We start from the raw sequence: 20002 nt of genomic DNA, 5'->3' as shown, positions 1-20002 counted from the left end.
AAGGAGGGGAAGGGTTGGATTAATTTTTATAATGATATTCGTTCTCACTTAAAATATTTTCGTTTTTATCTTTTACAAATTGTAAACGATTAAAGTTATCATAATGATAGGTAATTTTATCTCCTTTAGGATCGGTTACAGTGCTTAGACCAATTAGCGGTTTGTGTGTGTAGGTAGTAACCATTGCATTGGGTAAAGCAGCTCGTAAAGCATCTAATGCAGTAATTAAATTGCCTTCATTGGTACCATTAGAAAGTGTTTGCAAATTGGCTACATAACTTTGCACTTGTGCGTAGGTTGCGTTTTCTATTTTAGCAATAGGCAGGGTTTTGTTATAGCCCCAAATGTAGCAAATAGGGTGTCCGCCTTCTTGTTGCACTTCTAGTGGGTTACCATTTGTATTATCTAGTACATTATATTTCACTCTTGTTTCTACCGTTGCACTTCCTTTGGCCGTTTTAACTTCTTTAGGAGCTAAAATGCCATTACCCCAGTCATTATATACGGTTTCTTGTTCAGCAAGTTTTTCTGTGTCTTTAAAGGATTCGGTTTTTAATGGAATAGCAATCATGTTTTTATCAATCATGGCTTGGTTGCCCATTTCGTGTGCATAGGAATACTTTGTTTTTATTGTTTCTCCATTTGAATTTGTTGTGGTTTTTTTTGTTAATTGGAGATGGTCATTATTGTCATAAAAAAAGTTAGTAAAGTGACTAATAGATCCACCTGAACTAAAATATTCTTTATCTAATGTGTTTGTAAGTTGAGAGGAATAGGAAAAGTACTTGTATGGCATAATGTCTAAGTGGAAAATAGAAGGAATACTTATAAGTTCTCCAATGTTTTCACCAAAGCAAGGATGTTCAATTATAGAAGTTGTGTTTGTCGCATTATTAGCGATACAGTTACCATTTGCATCTTTTTTATGAATATGTAAAGTTGTACAATGTTTTATAGAATATGATTCGGAAACATTATTTATATTACATCTACAAACATCTTGGTTTTGAATTGCAAAAACACCAGGATAAGGGTTTCTTATTGCAAAGTTTATTGCTATAGGTGTTTCTAAGGTTTTTGAATAGGTATTTATCGTTTCTTTTTTTAAAATTATTTGAGTGCCTTCTTTAGCGTAAATTTTAGTGCTTTTTAGTTTTCCATTATCCCAGCCAAAATTTGAAAAAGGAACATTTCTAAATTCATCAGATCCTCTATAAATATGTTCTCTATAATCCCTATTAATTATAAATTCATTTTCAATGTAACCATTCGTATAATTGTTGCCTTCAGAAATATTTACATATTTATAATATATATGGCTTCCACTAGTGTCATATAAATTAGAAAGACTACTTGATGTTATTACTATATCTTTTTTAAAACAATTTCCATCTTTGAATTTTCTAATATCAAAATAATAAGGGGTTTGACCTATGTCTCCTGAAGATCTATTAATATCATTTGGGTAGTTATACTTGTATTGTTTAAGTATTGGATTTAAGTCATTTGCATGTGTATAGTCAGTTGTTGATTCTACTCTATTTCCAGCGGCTAATATGTTCTGTCTTGATATTGTATAATTTTGATTATAATATTTTATATTTAAATAACCGTAAGTACAGTTATAACTGTTTTTAAGTCTTATTTGGTAAGTCTTGTCCTTTTCTGCAAAAAAATATACCTTTTTAAGGTCTTTTATTTCGGCTGAAACCCCAAAAACAAAACCATTACCGTATTGATCATAACTATATAATCCCATTTCTTGTGCGTCTTCAACACAAAATACACTAAGTACGCTTTTATGGTGATTACGACCTGTGTCGAAATCACTATCACAATTATAAAAATAAGAATCACCTTTCATTTCTACTTCATGTCCAAAATGAGAAAAAAAAGTATGCTCAGTTGTTTTTAAACGTATGCTTTGGTCTGTAGAAACAGAAATACTTGTGTTCTGTTGGGTTGGTAATTGTTTTACATCCCCAAAATAATTGTTTGGTTCATAGTTTATCAATGTATAACCTTTTGTTGGATAGATAATTTTATTTAATAATCCTAATTTTGAAACAGATGGGTTTATAATCTTATTTGCGAAATTGAAATTAATATTTTCGAAACCATACCCGTTAACTTCAGGAATTAGATTGGAGTTGTTTGCTCCATTGAAGTAACCCCATTCATCTTGTCCTTTATCTAATCTCTTTGGGAAATTATTGGGTTGAATATATTCAAATGAATATTTTTTTGAAGAATCTAAAAAATGAATGCTTTCTAAAAAAATTCTATCATTTAAAGTTGAAAAATAATTTAATTTAACAAAATTGATTGTTTCATTGTTCTTGTTAAAATATGTAATCTTGTCTAAAACTGTCTTTGGGTCTGGAGAATTAAGACTCATGCTGTTATCGTAATCGAATAACAAATAACCTTCTATTGGGTTATCTGTTTTTATTTTTCTTAATCTATACCCAATAGCCCTATAATTATGAGAATATATTGGGCTTAATGTAGCAGATTTCGCGTAAAGTCCTTGTATACCAGTACATGATTGAAAATATGGGAAAGACCTAGATACTTGTTGACTCTCGGATGTAATATAATACTCATTATAATTATCATATTCAAAATGTATAACGTTATTGTCTGGATATGTAATATTTGTTAACAGCCAAGCTGTAGTGTTTGTGTTAGGTATAGAGTGTCCATCTCCTGATGTTCTTAACATTGTTCTTTCTGTTAAATGAAAAAAATATTGAACGCCATTGCCGTCAGTAATTTTGAAGCTAAATGGATTAATCCCATTGTTGTCATTAATTTCAATTTTTAAATTACTTTTTTCTATTTGAATTATATTATTGTTTTTATCAAAATAAAATTTACCAGAAAAATTCAAGAAACTAAAGTTAAATAAATCAGATTCAGTATCATACCCTTCATTCTCCCCATGAATATTGAAATAGGTATTAAGTATTTCATTGTTAGGACTTATATTTACAAGGTCTAAATGTTTTAGTGGATAATCATCCATCATGCTTTCCTCGTCAGGTAAATCTCTTATCATCCTAGTTATTACACCTCCACCAATTAAGTTCCAACCTAGTCCTACTTTAGAATTTACATCATCAACTTTAATTCCATTAGAACTGTACGAAAGACTGAAGGGGATATTAATATTTTTTGTTTTGAATTCTAGCAAAGGGATTTGTACATTGGGAGATCCTGTAAATAATCCAACTGGAACATTTCCGTAGTTTCCTAATGCATAAGCTTCAGGTGAAGGTGGGGTTATTTTTGGTAAAAAATCTTGTGGGTTAGGGTTATTTTGCCCAAACCCTAATATTCCAATCAATGCAATACCTAGCAGTTTTGTTATTTTCATTGTATGTCTTTTAATTTTTCAATTTTTATTTTTTAATCACTTTCACGCTTCCGTGTTGGGTGTTGGTTCTAATTTCTACCAGATAAATGCCTTGTGGTAGTGTGTCTACTTCCATAGGAACGGTATGTTCGCCATTAATTTCGGTAGTTTGTAAACTTCTACCATTTAGATCGTATAGGGTTGCAGTTCCTTTATCGTAGTCGAAGTTGACAATTACATTGGTGAAACTCTTTGCTGGGTTAGGAACAGCTTCTACTGTTATTTTTGTTTTTTCTTCTTTTTCTTTGTCTCTTAGTTTCACAACCCAAAAATCGTCGCCTCCTTTAGTGCTGTTTTTGTCTCGTGATACTTTTCCGTTAGAAGTTCCTGCTAAAAGATAGCCACCATCTCTGGTTTCTAATAGTTTTTTCATTACTTCATCGCCTTTGCTACCTACGGTTTGTGTCCATATTTCTTCTCCTTCGGCATTAATTTTTAAAGCAATATAATCGTTGATGCCTTCTTTGTCGGATGGTAAACTTTTAATTTTTAACTTTTGACTTTTTGCTTGTGCTTCACTCTGTGCATAACCACCAATTAAAAAAGTACCATCAGCGTTTTCTACAATAGAAGTTAAAATGTCGGTTTTGCCATAATGATAGGTTTCCTGCCAATCTATTGTTCCTTTTTCATCGAGTTTAATCACCCAAAAGTCGGTGCCTTCTTTGTTCGATTTTGTTTTAGAATGGGTAGCGCTAGAATTAGAATTTCCACCCAGAATATAACCACCGTCTTTGGTTTGCGATAGTGTAAATAAGTTATCATCTTTATCGCCACCAAAAGTGCGCTGCCAAGTAATAGTGCCTTCTTCATCGAGTTTTACAATCCAATAATCGCCCATGCCGAAATTGGCTTCGGTTTTGTCTCCAGAAATTGGCGAATTAGAATAACCTCCTAAAATATAACCTCCATCTGTGGTTTGTTGAATGCTTTTTAGTTCGTCGGCATAAAGCCCTCCAATGGTTTTTTGCCAAATAATTTTTCCATCTTTATCTAGTTTTACAACCCAATAATCCATGTTTCCTCTCGAATCTTCGGTTTTACCATACAAGTCTTCGGTTCCTTCTGCATTTTTATCGGATTTGTCTGAACTTGAAGTACCTCCTAAAATATAACCACCGTCTTTGGTAGGAGCAATACTTAAAAGACGTTCCATTCCGCTCCCTCCAATGGTTTTTTGCCAAAGTTCTTGTCCTTTTGCGTTGAGTTTAATTACCCAAAAATCTTCTAGTCCTTTGTTAAAGTCTTTTTTATCGATTCCTTTATCAGAAGACGATGTGCCTCCAAGAATAAAGCCTCCATCGTGTGTAATGGCAATGCTTTGTAATAGGTCTACTTTGTTACCACCAAAACTTTTTTGCCAATCCATATTGCCGTGTTCGTCCATTTTCCAAAGCCAATAATCCAAATCGCCTTTGTTTTTTTCTTCTTTATTTCCGTTTTTATCAGAAATAGAGCTTCCCGCAAGAATAAACCCATAGTCGGGTGTTGCAATGGCATCATAAAGATATTCGGCATGTTTTCCTCCATAGGATTTTTCCCAAAGGATGTCTTGGGCAGACAAGTAGGGCGCGAAGCATAATAAGGCGACCGTACTGATTTTCAATTTGCTATACATAGATGTAAGAGTTAATTAGCGAGTAATAGGCTACAAAGCTAGATGATTATTGTTTGCGTGTCAATGCGTATTTATACGTAATTTTCATGTTTTTTGGCTGTTTTTTTTCGTAGAAATACGTACGTATTTCTACGAACTGCTTTTTATAAGGAGTGTTGTAAAAGACAAAAGCTTGGGAACGGTATTGATTTTTTGAGTATCATTTTGGTTAAAGCTGTTTTAATATATTTTATAGTTATACGTTATTGAAAAGTAAAAAGTTACAAAACTGTAAGATTTTATTTCGTTTGTAAAAATAATTAGAACAATGCAATTTCCTACTATAAAAAAGCAAGTTGTACACGGAATTCAGGAATTTCGTGTTGTTTTTTTAGAAAATACTTGTGATTTTTTTTACTTTCAGAAACAATCTGTCACAGTTTTTGTGATATTGTTGATTTAAAAATAGAGAATGCCACACTTTTTGTGACGAAGTGGAATGAATAAATACGTTTGTCACAGCAATTTTGAAGTAGAATAGTATACCCACAGCAAAAAAAATGCCAAGGTTTAGTTTTGCTTTTAATGTGTTTGGTTTTTGTGGTACAGAAGAATAAATTTAAAATACTACTTTGTTTTGAAAGCATAGAAAAAAAATGCAAACAAGTTGTAATAAAATAGTTGCTATTAACCTGACGAAAGATAATAGATAAAAGATGATAGACTTATCTACTTTGTGTAAAGAGATTAAGTTGTTTCTGTTTATCGTTATATTGCTGTGCCATTAATAAGGGGAATTATCTTTACAAGTAGTAACGAACTAATTATTTCAAACTTTTTCCTGCTACACAAATTACAATTTCTCCTTTTGCGGGTTTGGCTTCAAAGTGTTGTAATACTTCTTCGGCAGTACCTCTAACTGTTTCTTCATGAAGTTTAGATATTTCACGCGAAACAGAAATGCGTCGGTCGGCTCCAAAATACTGAATGTATTCTGCGATGGTTTTGTTTAATTTGTGTGGAGAAACGTAGAAGATCATGGTTCTGGTTTCTTCTGCCAAAACTAAGAAACGTGTTTGTCTTCCTTTTTTGTCGGGCAAGAAACCTTCAAAAACAAATTTATCGTTGGGTAATCCGCTATTGACTAAAGCAGGTACAAAAGCAGTTGCACCAGGCAAGCATTCTACAGGGACACCATTTTCTACACAAGCGCGTGTTAATAAAAAACCTGGATCTGAAATAGCAGGTGTTCCCGCATCGCTAATTAAAGCTATGGTTTCTCCTGCTTGCATTCTTTTTACTAAGTTTTCAACCGTTTTGTGTTCATTGTGCATGTGGTGACTGTGCATTTGAGTCGTGATTTCGAAATGCTTTAATAGTTTTCCACTATTGCGGGTGTCTTCGGCTAGAATTAAATCGACTTCTTGGAGTGTTTTTATGGCTCTAAAAGTCATATCGTCTAGATTGCCTATTGGTGTTGGTACTAAAAATAATTTCCCCATTTTTCCTTTATTTCCCTGTTTTTTTTCCTAATAAATAAGAAATCAATAATAAAATTATAGCGACTACTGCTGTGCCTTGCGCTCCATCTTTTACCATATAGTGAGCAAAAAATGCAAGTACAACTTCAAAGAAAAAAGCAGCATAAGCCCATTCTCTTAGTGTTTTGTTGAAGTTGGATAGTATAGTAATGACTCCTATGATTTTTAAAATAGCTAAGGGGTAAATTAAATAGCTAGGGTATCCTAAAGATTCGAAAAAACCTTTTACCATTTCGTAATGATTAAAATACATGTTTGCAGAATAGAGCATTATAGCACAGAATAATACTGTGAATACCCAATAGGCTATTTTAAAATATTTGGTCATCTTCTTAGTTGAACTTTTTTTCTATGATTTCTAAAAAGCGGTTCTCATACTCTTCGCTTCCTTGCCAGTTATTATAGTCTGGCTTAATGAAGTCGTTAATGAAGCCTGTTACTTCTTCAAAAGTATCGAAAGTGTTCAGTTGCGAAACCACTCGGTTGAAATCGTCTGAACTTCCTCCAAATAATTTTTTTTCGAATGCTATTCGATCATTTAAACCAATACTAATACCTCTTGTTAACTTGTCGTTTAAAGACATTGTTCGTGGCTCTTCTTCAGAAATTGTCTCCTTTTTTAAAGGTTTTTCTTTTTCTTCAACAATGGGTTGTATTGCTTCTTTTATAATCTCTTTAGGTGTTTCTTTAATAGCATCAAACAATGGTTCTTCAATTTTTTCGAAGGTCATTTCTGATGCTTTTTTTACTTCTTTCGGAACATCTTCTACTTTTACAAAATCTATTTCTTTGTAATCATCGGCATGAACACCTTCAAAGATATTTGGTTGTACTATTTTTATTTTTTCTTGAAGCGTTGTTGTTTCTTCAATTGCTGTTTCTTCAATTTTCTCTTCAAAAACAGGAGTAATTTCTTTAGGGACTACATTTTCTATTATAGGTTCTGTTTTAGAAACAGTTTCAATAGCTGGTGTTTCAATTACGGGTGTAGCGTTTAATTTTTCTTCGAGCGCTTCCATCGAGATTTCTTGTTTGGCTATTTCAATATTTTCTTCATAAAAACGCAGAACGGTTAGTTGCTCATATAATTTTCGAGTTTCTTCTTGTAACTGTTTTGTCTCCGAACGGTTTTTAAGTTTTAAAACACGGTGTGCAATACTGATTAATTCGGCTTCTAACTTTTTTTTCATAGCTTTATTAAATAGAAATTGAATGTAAAAATTGGTTAATATAGATGTTGTTGACTAGTATTATTTATCTTTAATAAATTGAGTACTTACTTATTTTAATAGTTTGACCTTATCGTAAAATTATGTAAGTTTGTTCAATCTACAAAAGTAGTAGAAAATAATATTAATCGACCGAAAGATACAAAATGTTTCTAGAAAATACCGTAAATCAATCTGAACAATTTGGCTGGATAGAAGTAATCTGTGGTTCAATGTTTTCTGGAAAAACGGAAGAGCTAATTCGACGTTTGAAAAGAGCACAATTTGCAAAACAAAAAGTGGAAATTTTTAAACCTTCGGTAGATACTCGATATCATGATGAAATGGTTATTTCTCATGACGCCAATGAAATTAGATCGACTCCGGTTCCTGTTGCTGGAAATATTCGAATTTTAGCACAAGGTTGTGATGTTATTGGTATTGATGAAGCTCAGTTTTTCGACGATGAAATTGTTTCTGTTTGTAATGATTTAGCAAACAGTGGAATTCGTGTAATTGTTGCCGGACTCGACATGGATTTTAAAGGAAATCCTTTTGGACCAATGCCTAATTTAATGGCAACCGCAGAATATGTAACCAAAGTACATGCTGTTTGTACTCGCACTGGAAATTTGGCAAATTATAGTTTTCGAAAATCGGAAAATGATAAATTAGTTATGCTTGGCGAAACTGATGAATATGAGCCTTTAAGTCGTGCAGCCTATTATAAAGCAATCAAGGAAAGCAAAGAAGCAAAATAATAAATGAATTTTTTAATTAATACTATTGTAAAAGAGATTGGTGCTCAATCTTTTGGCGTTTTTGACGATTTTATTGTCGAAAACATTTCTATTGATAGCCGTTCTATGCAAAACAATTCGAGTACTTTGTTTTTTGCACTTAGAGGGCAAAATCACGACGCGCATAATTATATAGCTCAATTAATTGAAAATGGGGTTTCTTTCTTTGTAGTAGACCATATTCCTGATGCTGCAAAAGGGAAGGCTAATTTTTTGGTGGTAGAAAACACAACACTTGCGCTCCAAAAAACGGCAAAGTATTATAGAGCATTGTTTTGTTTTCCGACTATTGGAATTACAGGCAGCAATGGGAAGACAATCGTTAAAGAATGGTTGAATTTTCTTTTAAGTCCCGACTATTCGGTGGTTAGAAGTCCAAGGAGTTATAATTCGCAAGTTGGCGTGCCTTTGTCTGTTTTCGGAATCAATGAAAATCATGATTTGGGTATTTTTGAAGCTGGAATTTCAAGTAAAGGAGAAATGTCTAAATTGGAAGCAATAATTCAGCCAACAATTGGTGTTTTTACACATATTGGAACGGCACACGATGATGGTTTTGATACACTAGAAGAAAAAATAGTCGAAAAGATGCAACTCTTTAAAAATTGTGAAGTTGTTGTGCTTCAGAAAAATGAAGTGATTGAAAAATACATTCATCAGCCAACTTTTACATGGAGTTTTGACGATAATAGTGGAGCCGTTTTTGTAGAAGTGCTTGCGCAAAAAAACAACAGTACATCATTGCTCATTCATTATAATTCAAATTCTTTTTCGATAACGATTCCTTTTCAAGATACTATCGCGGTTGAAAACGCAATGAGTTGTATTTGTACCTTATTGTATTTAGCTATCGATGAGAATACGATTGCCGATAGAATTCAAAACTTGTATGAAGTAGAAATACGTTTGCAGGCTAAAAAAGGGATAAATGATTGTATGTTAATCGATGATACTTATTCGTCCGATTACCAATCGCTGAAAATGGCTTTGGATTTTTTAGAACAACAAAAATTTTACCAAAAGAAAACCATTATATTGTCTGATATTTTTCAAGGAGGATTGCCAATAGAAAAATTATATCAAAAAGTAGCCTTGGCTATTCAGAATAATAAGATAGATAGAATTATAGTTATTGGTGAAACCATATCTAAATATTTAAAAGATGTTTCAAATCTAATTTCCTTTGCTTCAACAGCAGAATTTTTGAACCGATTTAATACCGAATCATTTCAAAATGAAACCATATTAATTAAAGGTGCTCGAAGTTTTAATTTTGATGAAATTGTAGTTTTATTGGAAGAGAAAAAACACGAGACCGTTTTGGAAATTAATTTAGATGCAATATCTAATAATTTAAATTTTTATAAATCGAAGATTAAGCCAGGAACTAAAATAATGGTTATGGTTAAGGCTTTTGGTTATGGAAATGGAGGCTATGAAATAGCAAAACTCTTAGAACACAATAAGGTGGACTATTTAGGAGTTGCTTTTGCCGATGAAGGAATTGAACTTAGAAAAGCAGGAATAAAATTACCAATCATGGTTTTAAATCCTGAAAATGGTAGTTTTAACGCAATGATAGCCTACGATTTAGAGCCTGAAATTTATTCGATTACGGGTTTGCAAGCTTTTTTAAAATTAGCACAGAAAAAAAATATTGCATCCTATCCTATTCACTTAAAGTTAGATACAGGAATGCATCGTTTAGGTTTTGAATCGGAAGCGTTAGACGAGTTAATTTCGCTATTGAAAAATAATAATTTTGTTCAAATTAAGAGTGTTTTCTCTCACCTTTCAGCTTCTGATGATGTTGCTTTTGCAACTTTTACCGAACTTCAGTTTGAACGTTTTAGAACCTATTCTGAAAAGATTATTACAGCATTAGATATTCAGCCCATTCGGCATATTTTAAATACTTCGGGTATTTTTAATTATAGCGAAATGCAATTCGAAATGGTGCGTTTGGGTATTGGTTTGTATGGTGTAGGGAATTCTGAAATTGAAAATAAAAACCTTCAAAATGTGAGCACATTAAAAAGTGTTATTTCGCAAATTCGAATCGTTAATGAAGGAGAGAGTATTGGTTATGGTAGAAAACATAGGGTAGAAAAGCCTATAAAAGTAGCGACTATACCAATTGGCTATGCAGACGGTATTCGTAGAGCATGGGGGAATGAAAAAGGATATGTTATGATTCATAACCAAAAAGCCAATATACTAGGTAATGTTTGTATGGATATGATGATGGTCGATATTACCAATATTGATTGTAATCCTAGTGACGAAGTTATTGTTTTTGGTAAGAATCCATCAGTAATTGATATGGCAAAGCAGCTGGAAACGATTCCGTATGAAATTCTAACAAGTGTGTCTCAACGGGTAAAACGTGTGTTTTATCGATAGTTTTGTTTTGTTTTAAATAAATTTTTCTTCATTTTATTTTTTTTGAATTAACTTAGTGCTTAATAATTAAAAAATAACAAACTAAAAACAACTAATTATGTTAAAGGAATTTAAGGATTTTGCAATGAAAGGAAACCTAGTAGATATTGCTGTAGGTTTTGTAATGGGAGCTGCTTTTAATAAAGTAGTATCCTCTTTTACAGGAGGTATTGTTTCTCCGTTAATTGGTTTAATTTTTAATTCCGACTTTAAAGAGTTAAAATATGTGGTTCATGAAGGAGTTGCGAATGCAGAAGGAGTTATTGAAGGAGAAGTAGCTGTATTATGGGGTGAATTTTTAACAAATGTAATTGATTTTGTTATTGTTGCTTTTGTAATGTTTATGATTGTTAAGGGAGTGAATGCTATGAAGAAGAAAGAAATAGCAGCTACACCAGCTCCAACTGGTCCTTCTCAAGAAGATTTATTAGCAGAAATTAGAGATTTATTAAAAAAATAGTCAACCGCTATATTACATATTCTAATTAAACCCCGATTTATTCGGGGTCTTTTTTTATAAAAAAGTATGTTTTGTTTAAATTTTGTGAAATTTATAATTTCCAATCGAGGAACAAAATATTATTCTATACTTTTGTAGTATTAAATTTTTATAAAATGAAAGTTGCCGTAGTTGGAGCTACCGGAATGGTAGGCGAAATAATGCTTAAAGTATTAAAAGAGAGAAATTTCCCAGTAACAGAATTAATTCTTGTTGCTTCGGAAAAATCGGTTGGAAAAGAAGTGGAATGGAATGGGAAAACATATAAGGTAGTTGGTTTGCAAACCGCTGTAGATATGAAACCAGAAATTGCTTTGTTTTCTGCTGGCGGAGAAACTTCTTTAATTTGGGCTCCAAAATTTGCTGAAGTTGGAACTACAGTTATTGATAATTCTTCTGCATGGAGAATGGATACTACAAAAAAGTTAGTAGTGCCAGAAATAAATGCAACTTCTTTAACGAAAGAAGATAAAATTATTGCCAATCCGAATTGTTCTACAATTCAAATGGTAATGGCATTGGCTCCTCTTCATTCGAAATATAAAATTAAAAGAGTTGTTGTTTCTACCTATCAATCAATTACAGGTACTGGTGTAAAAGCAGTGCAGCAACTTGAAAATGAGTATGCAGGAGAAAAAGGAGAAATGGCATACAAATATCAAATTCATAAAAATGCTATTCCTCAGTGTGATGTTTTTGAAGAGAATGGATACACAAAAGAAGAGATGAAATTGGTGCGTGAAACACAAAAAATTCTAGACGATAGAACAATTGCTGTTACTGCTACTGCAATTAGAATCCCTGTTGTTGGCGGTCATAGTGAATCTGTGAATATTCAGTTTGAAAATGATTTCGATGTAACTGAAATACGTCAAATACTACACAATACTTCGGGAGTTACGGTTCAAGATAATATTGATACGTTTACTTTTCCAATGCCTTTCTATGCAGAAGGGAAAGATGATGTTTTTGTAGGTAGAATTCGTAGAGATGAAAGTCAGCCTAATACAATAAATATGTGGATTGTAGCTGATAATTTAAGAAAGGGAGCAGCGACAAACACTGTTCAAATTGCAGAATATTTAGTAGCAAATAGTTTAGTGTAATTCGAAAAAAAAGCATAAAAAAAGCGCTCTTGTCTTAAAACAAGAGCGCTTTTTTTTAAATTTTAATTGTATTCTTGAAAAACTAATTTAAATGAACCAGCCGTTAAGTTAATTATAACTGACGGGTCGTTATCTTTATATAACTTACAAGCGACAGTTCCTGTTACAGTTTGTGTTTGTAATCCTGTAAGGCTATTTGTTCCTGCAACAGTTGAAGTATAAGTGATAGTGCTTCCAGTTTGGCTACCGCTTAAAGTGGAATAAGTATCATCATTATTGTCTGTATAGGTAACACTAACACCTTTTGTCCAGTTAAAGTCTTGGGTTGATGTAATGAAGTTGGTTGGTTTGTTGCTAAAAATAGTATTAAAGTTAGTCGTTTCTGTGTTTTCATCGGTAGATTCATACATATGATGAAGCGTAATGTCTAATGAAGGGTAATCATTAAGACCTAAAGGCTGCATGTTAGAACTATAATAAAAAGACTTGTTAGAACCGGTAGCGCTGTACCCAATAGATTGTTGGTTAACATGGGACGGAGAATTACTGTTGTCTTGGATGTAGTTTACACTTAAATTGGTAAGGTTTGCTTTAAAAAAGGCAACCGCACTTGAACTGTCTTCTTGTGTGTCATTTGAGTCGTCGCTATTACAAGAGAACATAAGTAGACCTAATACTAGGATAGATAATTTTTTCATAATAATTTTAATATTTATTGTTGTTTAGCAAAAATATCTCATTATTATTACATAAAAAATTTTTTATAAATCAAAGTCTTCAATAAAACTTAGTATATTTGTCGCTAATGAAGAAGAAAATTGCAATAGTAAATTTTGTTTTGATGCTTTCGGTATTGTTTGCCGTTAGTTATCAATCATTGCATTTTTTTTCTCACCACACCCATAACGAAACTAGTTCGACTTCTAAAGAGTCTAACGCTTTGTTTAGTAAAACAATTTCAGAAAAGGAAGATTGTCCTGTTTGTGATTTTAAATTTGCAAGTTTTCTTTCTCCCGAAGTTACTACATATTCGTTATATCCACCAATTTTAGAAATACCTTATCAGTATAGTAATAATGAAAACATTACTATATTAAATAGAAACTCATTCTATTTAAGAGGTCCTCCTGCATTAGTTTAAAATACTAAGAAGTTATTAACCATAATTTTAATGATGTGCTATTTTTAATTCAAACATTCAATGTTTGTCTTGTGCTATAGTATAGTTTAAAAAACTATTTTGTTTTTCTCTTTCGGGTTGAGAAATGATACTGAAATTTTATGATTAATACATTACTATAAATGGTAATATATTAGGTTTAGTTCTTAAAAAGCTATATCTCAATGTGTTTCTATAGTAGTATTTAAATACTAGGTTGTGTTTATATTTAAACTAAGAAAATGCGATTCAATTATATCTTTTTTTTCTTGTTTGTAGGCTGTTTCGGTTTTGCTCAATTAACAATTAATGGAGTAATTACAGATGAAAACGGCTTACCAATAAGAGATGTTCACGTGCACATAGCTAATAGAACAAGTGCAACTATTGCAGATGGAAGTTATGTTTTAAATGATGTTCCAAAAGGAAATCAGAAATTATACATTTCCTATATTGGTTATCAAACTATTGAAGAGACAATTGTGCTTTCTTCAAGTCTAACAATCAACCGTCAATTGTTTCCAGAGGTAGTTGCTTTAAACGAAATTGCTGTCCAGCAGAATATTGCGACTAAAAACAGTAGTAGTAATGAACAGGTTTTGAATGAAGCAACTATAGAGAAATACAGTAATCAATCTTTAGGCGATGTGCTTAAAGAAGTTTCAGGTGTTTCAATTTTAAAATCGGGAAGCAATGTTGTTAAACCTGTAATTAATGGTTTACATAGCAGTAGGGTGCCTATTGTTAATAATAATGTGCGTTTGGAAGATCAGCAGTGGGGAACAGAACATGCGCCAAATTTTGATGTTAATGCAGCAGGTAGAATTACTGTAATTAAAGGAGCGTCAGCTTTACAATATGGAGGTGATGCTATTGGAGGTGTTGTAATTATAGACCCACAAGTGATTAAGAAAGATACTTTGATAGGGAAAACTATTCTGAATCTGTCTTCAAACGGAAGAGGAGGAAGTATGACTACCAGTTTGCAAAAAGGAAATGTATATGGTTGGAGCTGGAATGTTTTGGGGACTTTTAAGTACTTAGGAGATCGCGAAACTCCAGATTATATTTTGTCTAATTCGGGCAACCGAGAGCAAGATTTTTCGGGAGGTATTCGGTTTGCTCAAGAAAAATACAATTTCAATGCAATGTATAGTTTTTATAATGCTCAAATTGGTATTGTAAAGGCATCTCATATTGGTAATGTTAACGATTTGTATCAGTCAATTACAAATAGAAGGCCAAGTACAATTGAACCTTTTACTTATGCATTAGAAGCACCAAAACAAGAAGTGCAACACCATTTGTTTAAACTGAATTATCAGAGATGGATTAGTGATACTGCTTCTCTTGATTTACAATATGCGTTTCAGTTTAATAATCGATTAGAATTTGATGTTCGTAGAAACAGTGCTAATGATAAAGCTGCTTTAGATTTGCAATTGGCAACACATACTTTGCAATTGGATTATAGCAATTCTTTTGAGGCTTGGAAAATAAAATTAGGAAGTAATTTTGGTTTTCAGGATAATTATGCGAATCCGAATACTGGAATTCGTCCTTTAATTCCGAGTTATCAGAAGATAGATCTAGGTGGTTATGGAGTTGTTAATTATGAAATCGATAATTCATTACTATTAGAGTCTGGACTACGTTATGATTTTACTCAGATTGAAGCGACAAAATATTATTTAAAATCGAGATGGGATGAGCGCGGTTATTCCACCAATTTTTCTCATTTTATTATTGGTGAAGAAGGGAATCAATGGCTAACAAAACCTAAATTTATGTATCATAATTTTACAGGAAGCCTTGGTTTTAGAAAAGAATTTCATCATGAAATGGAATGGTTTTTAAGTATAGGTCTTGCTTCGCGAAACCCGAATCCTTCAGAGTTGTTTAGCGATGGTTTGCATCATTCTACAGGGCAAATTGAATTGGGTGACTTGCGTTTGCAAAGAGAACAAGCATTTAAAGTGAATACTACTTTTAAGAAAAGCTGGAAATCGGTTTTTTTAGAAGTAAATCCTTTTTTAAATCGTGTTTCAAATTTTATGTTTTTGAAACCAATTGGTTTTGAAACCACAATTAGAGGAGCTTTTCCTGTTTGGGAGTTTGATCAGACTAATGCTTTGCTAATGGGACTTGATGTGAATTATAAATGGAATGTTTCCAATCGATTGAGTCACGAGGCAAATTTTGCTTATGTTAGAGGTATTGACTTAACGAATGATACAGATTTGATTGATATACCAGCTTTTACTATTGGGAATAAAATACAATATAAAAAGGAAGAATGGTATCATTGGACAGCCGAATTAAAAAGTGAATTGGTTTTTCGTCAGACACAGTATCCTGATAATGATTTTACCACAAACATAGTGGTCAATAATGAATTAATACCTGTTTTGGTTCCTATTAGTTCTTCTCCAGAAGCTTATCATTTGCTTCATTTTTATAATGAAATGACTTTTCAAGTGGGCAAAAAGAATAGTATTACAACTGCATTTTCAATACAAAATATAGCAAACACAACTTATAGAGACTACCTAAATAAACAACGTTTTTTCGTTGATGAAATGGGTAGGAATTTTCAAATTCAAGTTAAATTAAATTTTTAAAAAAACATTAAAACAAATCAGATTATGAAAAATAATTTAAAATTTTCAGTTCTTTCTATTATTGCATTTTTATCATTAACAGCTTGTTCTAGTGATGACACACCTGCTCCAGTAAATGAAGAGGAAGTTATTACAACGGTGAAAGTAACACTAATGAGTACTTCGCAAAATATTACATTAACTTCAAAAGATTTAGATGGAGATGGACCGAATGCTCCTGTTTTTACAACGACAGGTGGTAATTTAGTTGCAGGATCTAGTTATGTTGGGCGTGTGGAGTTTTTAAATGAACTACAAAATCCAGCGGAAGATATTACGGTTGAAGTGGAAGAAGAAGGGGCTTCTCATCAAGTTTTTTATCAACTACCAACGTCTTTAGGTATGGTTACTTATGATGGATTAGATGTAGATGCAAATGGGAAACCAATTGGATTGAAGTTTACTTTGGTGGCAGGAAGTGTAGCTACGACAGGAAACTTAACTGTTACTTTGAGGCATTTACCAAACAAGTCTGCAAGTGGTGTTTCTAGTGGAGATATTACTAATGCAGGTGGAGCTACAGATGCAGAAGTGATACTGCCAGTTACAATTGATTAAAACAAATAAAAGAGACCTCTGAATTTTCAGAGGTTTCTTTTTTAACATAAGTTAACACTTTAAATACTTATTTTTGTTGAACAACTAAAAAGTAAAGAAATGAATAAATACGTAACCTTACTTCTTGCAACTACAGCTTTTGTTGCTTGTAAGAAAGAAGAAACCAAAGAGAATGTAGCAATGGTAGATATGACTGTAAACTATCCTGAAACTAAAAAAGTAGATTCTGTTGATGCTTATTTTGGAGAAGAAGTGAAAGATCCTTATCGTTGGTTAGAAGACGATAAAAGTGCAGAAACGGAAGCTTGGGTAAAGGCTCAAAACGAAGTGACTTTTGGTTATTTGAAAAAAATACCATTCAGAAAAGAGCTGAAAGAAAGAATGGAGAAATTATGGAATTATGAAAAAATTTCTGCCCCATTTAAAGAAGGGAAATTTACTTATTTCTATAAAAATGACGGATTGCAAAATCAATCGGTATTGTATAGAAAAGAAGAATCGGGTAAAGAAGAGATTTTCTTAGATCCAAATACTTTTTCTAAAGACGGAACTACATCTTTAGGAGGTGTTAATTTTTCTAAAGACGGTTCTTTAGTAGCCTATTCTGTTTCTGAGGGAGGAAGCGACTGGAGAAAAGTTGTGGTTTTAAAAGCAGAAACAAAAGAAGTAATAGGAGATACTATTGTCGATATTAAATTTAGTGGTGTTTCTTGGTATAAAAACGAAGGTTTTTATTACTCTAGTTACGATAAGCCAAAAGGAAGTGAACTTTCTGCAAAAACAGATCAACATAAATTGTATTACCATAAGTTAGGAACATCTCAAAAAGAGGATAAGGTAATTTTTGGTCAAAACGAAAAAAGAAGATACGTTGGTGGTTACTTAACGGAAGATGAAAAATACTTAATCATCTCTGGATCTAATTCTACTTCAGGAAATGAATTGTACTATAAGGATTTAGCAAAGAATGGTCCGATTATTAATATTGTTGATAATTTTGATAGTGATAGTTATGTAATTGATAATATTGGCACAAAATTCTTTTTATCAACCAACTATAATGCTCCTAATCAACGTGTAGTAACATTTGATTTGGCAAAACCAAAACAAGCAAATTGGGTAGACTTTATTCCTGAAACAGAAAATGTTTTATCTATTTCTGGAGGAAGTGGTTTCTTCTTTGCAGAATATATGAAAGATGCTGTATCTAGTATTAAACAATATGATTATGATGGTAAATTAGTGCGCGATGTAACATTGCCTGGAGTAGGAACCGCAGGAGGTTTTGGAGGTAAAAAAGAAGCGACAACATTGTATTATTCATTTACAAATTATACTACACCAGGAACGATATATTCGTATGATCCAAAAACAGGAAAGTCGGAAGTATATAAAAAACCAAATGTAGATTTTAAATCGGAAGATTATGAGTCGAAACAAGTTTTTTACACATCTAAAGATGGAACAAAGATTCCTATGATTATTACGCATAAAAAAGGAATCGAATTGAATGGTAAAAATCCAACAATGCTTTATGGTTATGGTGGTTTTAATATTAGTTTAACACCTAGCTTTAGTATTGCAAATGCAGTTTGGTTAGAAAACGGTGGTATTTATGCTGTTGCTAATTTAAGAGGTGGTGGAGAGTATGGTAAAAAATGGCACAATGCAGGAATTCAAATGCAAAAGCAAAATGTGTTTGACGATTTTATTGCTGCTGCAGAATATTTAATAAAAGAAAAATATACAACATCAGACTATTTAGCTATTTCAGGACGTTCAAATGGTGGTTTATTGGTTGGTGCTACAATGACACAACGACCAGATTTAATGAAAGTGGCTTTGCCAGGGGTTGGAGTTTTAGACATGTTACGCTATCATACCTTTACAGCAGGTGCAGGATGGGCTTATGATTATGGAACTGCAGAACAAAACGCAGGAATGTTTAATTATTTAAAAGGGTATTCTCCTGTTCATAATGTTAAAGTAGGAACAAAGTATCCAGCAACTTTAGTAACAACTGGAGATCATGATGATAGAGTGGTTCCTGCTCATAGTTTTAAATTTGCAGCAGAACTGCAAGCAAAACAAACTGGAGATAATCCTGTTTTAATTCGTATAGATGTAAATGCAGGTCATGGAGCAGGAAAGTCAGTAAATGCAATAATTGAGGAATATGCTGATATGCAGGTTTTTACTTTGTATAATATGGGTATTAGAGAATTAAAGAAATAATTTCTTATAAAAAAGCACATAAAACTATACTAATATTTTGTAAATTACGTTTGTATAACAAAACAAATATAAAATTTAGAATTTACATGAAAAAAATCGTTTTATGTGCTTTTGCACTAACAGTATTTAGTGCAGCAAATGCGCAAGAGTCAGTGTCATATAAACCAACTACGGGAACTGTAACAACAGAAGTAGGTTTAATAGGAGGCTTGAATAATGCCAATTTTAACTTAAACGGTGGGGCTTTGAAATTTAGATATTTCTTAAAAGAAGATCTAGGATTAAGATTAGGATTAGGGATTAATAATGAAAAAACAGAGGATTACGTTGGTGTATCCCCTAACCAGACTACCTTTACAGATAAAGATTCAGATATTAATCTTAAGTTAGGTATTGAAAAACACTTTGCAGGAACAAGTAGATTATCTACTTATGGAGGTGCTGATTTGATTATTGGTACTGGGAAAACTGTTGATGATGAGGTTGAAGAAAATGGCGATTATGATAAATTTGAACAAAAACGTTCTAATTTTGGTTTTGCTGTTTTTTCTGGAGCAGATTATTATATAGCTGAAAAGTTATATTTAGGTGTTGAAGCTGGAATAAGCTTTGTGTCTTCTAAGTTAAAAGATGGTGAAAGATCTATAAAGAACGGTAATAACTTGACTGATACAATTAATCCAGGAAGTAAAGGTTCAGAATTTGCAACCAATGTTTTTGGTGGTATTAGAATAGGATACCAATTCTAATAAAATTCTAATAAAAATAAAAAGCTCGAT

At 32.3% G+C, this 20002-nt stretch carries 15 protein-coding genes; 9 read left to right on the top strand and 6 right to left on the bottom strand.

Going from position 1 to position 20002, the window contains the following annotated elements; translation table 11 throughout:
* Positions 1–19: 19 nt before the first annotated feature.
* The 5 genes from L2Z92_RS04855 to L2Z92_RS04835 form a co-directional block, all read right to left on the bottom strand.
* The gene (locus tag L2Z92_RS04855) at positions 20–3379 is read right to left on the bottom strand and encodes a hypothetical protein (protein WP_236457718.1); all 3360 of its coding nucleotides are present in this window, start codon (positions 3377–3379) and stop codon (positions 20–22) included.
* Positions 3380–3404: 25 nt separating this feature from the next.
* Positions 3405–5036: a T9SS type A sorting domain-containing protein gene (locus tag L2Z92_RS04850; protein WP_236457717.1), complete on the bottom strand. Its 1632-nt coding sequence runs from the start codon at positions 5034–5036 to the stop codon at positions 3405–3407.
* Between the two features lie 803 nt (positions 5037–5839).
* Entirely contained in the window at positions 5840–6517 is a 678-nt protein-coding gene (rsmI, locus tag L2Z92_RS04845) for a 16S rRNA (cytidine(1402)-2'-O)-methyltransferase (protein ID WP_236457716.1), read from the bottom strand.
* Positions 6518–6524: 7 nt separating this feature from the next.
* Positions 6525–6884, bottom strand: a complete 360-nt coding sequence (locus tag L2Z92_RS04840) for a DoxX family protein (RefSeq protein ID WP_236457715.1) — start codon at positions 6882–6884, stop codon at positions 6525–6527.
* A 4-nt stretch (positions 6885–6888) separates the two neighbouring features.
* Positions 6889–7746: a hypothetical protein gene (locus L2Z92_RS04835; RefSeq protein ID WP_236457714.1), complete on the bottom strand. Its 858-nt coding sequence runs from the start codon at positions 7744–7746 to the stop codon at positions 6889–6891.
* Between the two features lie 185 nt (positions 7747–7931).
* Between L2Z92_RS04835 and L2Z92_RS04830 the strand changes: the two genes are divergently transcribed.
* The 4 genes from L2Z92_RS04830 (at position 7932) to L2Z92_RS04815 (ending at position 12611) form a co-directional block, all read left to right on the top strand.
* Positions 7932–8525 (top strand): thymidine kinase, encoded by a 594-nt coding sequence (locus L2Z92_RS04830; RefSeq protein ID WP_236457713.1) that lies wholly within the window; start codon positions 7932–7934, stop codon positions 8523–8525.
* 3 nt (positions 8526–8528) lie between these two features.
* Positions 8529–10967 carry a bifunctional UDP-N-acetylmuramoyl-tripeptide:D-alanyl-D-alanine ligase/alanine racemase gene (locus tag L2Z92_RS04825; protein ID WP_236457712.1) on the top strand — a complete coding sequence of 813 codons (2439 nt, stop codon included), beginning with the start codon at positions 8529–8531 and terminating at the stop codon, positions 10965–10967.
* A 97-nt stretch (positions 10968–11064) separates the two neighbouring features.
* A complete protein-coding gene (gene mscL, locus L2Z92_RS04820; protein WP_236457711.1) occupies positions 11065–11466 on the top strand; it encodes a large conductance mechanosensitive channel protein MscL in 402 nt (133 codons plus the stop codon).
* 155 nt (positions 11467–11621) lie between these two features.
* Entirely contained in the window at positions 11622–12611 is a 990-nt protein-coding gene (locus L2Z92_RS04815; RefSeq protein WP_236457710.1) for an aspartate-semialdehyde dehydrogenase, read from the top strand.
* 62 nt (positions 12612–12673) lie between these two features.
* On the opposite strand, the gene L2Z92_RS04810 is transcribed toward L2Z92_RS04815, so the two are convergent.
* A complete protein-coding gene (locus L2Z92_RS04810) occupies positions 12674–13309 on the bottom strand; it encodes a hypothetical protein (RefSeq protein ID WP_236457709.1) in 636 nt (211 codons plus the stop codon).
* A 107-nt stretch (positions 13310–13416) separates the two neighbouring features.
* Between L2Z92_RS04810 and L2Z92_RS04805 the strand changes: the two genes are divergently transcribed.
* The 5 genes from L2Z92_RS04805 to L2Z92_RS04785 all read left to right on the top strand — a co-directional run bounded on the left by L2Z92_RS04805 (position 13417) and on the right by L2Z92_RS04785 (position 19972).
* On the top strand, positions 13417–13752 hold the full coding sequence (locus L2Z92_RS04805; protein WP_236457708.1) for a hypothetical protein: 336 nt from the start codon (positions 13417–13419) through the stop codon (positions 13750–13752).
* A gap of 260 nt (positions 13753–14012) precedes the next feature.
* Positions 14013–16391: a TonB-dependent receptor gene (locus L2Z92_RS04800; RefSeq protein WP_236457707.1), complete on the top strand. Its 2379-nt coding sequence runs from the start codon at positions 14013–14015 to the stop codon at positions 16389–16391.
* Between the two features lie 24 nt (positions 16392–16415).
* The gene (locus tag L2Z92_RS04795; protein ID WP_236457706.1) at positions 16416–16988 is read left to right on the top strand and encodes a type 1 periplasmic binding fold superfamily protein; all 573 of its coding nucleotides are present in this window, start codon (positions 16416–16418) and stop codon (positions 16986–16988) included.
* Between the two features lie 99 nt (positions 16989–17087).
* Positions 17088–19223: a prolyl oligopeptidase family serine peptidase gene (locus L2Z92_RS04790; protein ID WP_236457705.1), complete on the top strand. Its 2136-nt coding sequence runs from the start codon at positions 17088–17090 to the stop codon at positions 19221–19223.
* An 86-nt stretch (positions 19224–19309) separates the two neighbouring features.
* Positions 19310–19972, top strand: coding sequence for an outer membrane beta-barrel protein (locus tag L2Z92_RS04785; RefSeq protein WP_236457704.1), 663 nt, complete (start codon positions 19310–19312; stop codon positions 19970–19972).
* Positions 19973–20002 lie beyond the last annotated feature (30 nt).

This window comes from Flavobacterium jumunjinense, assembly GCF_021650975.2.
In the GTDB taxonomy this organism is placed as follows: Bacteria; Bacteroidota; Bacteroidia; order Flavobacteriales; family Flavobacteriaceae; genus Flavobacterium; species Flavobacterium jumunjinense.
This window is presented reverse-complemented; position numbering and strand designations above follow the sequence as displayed.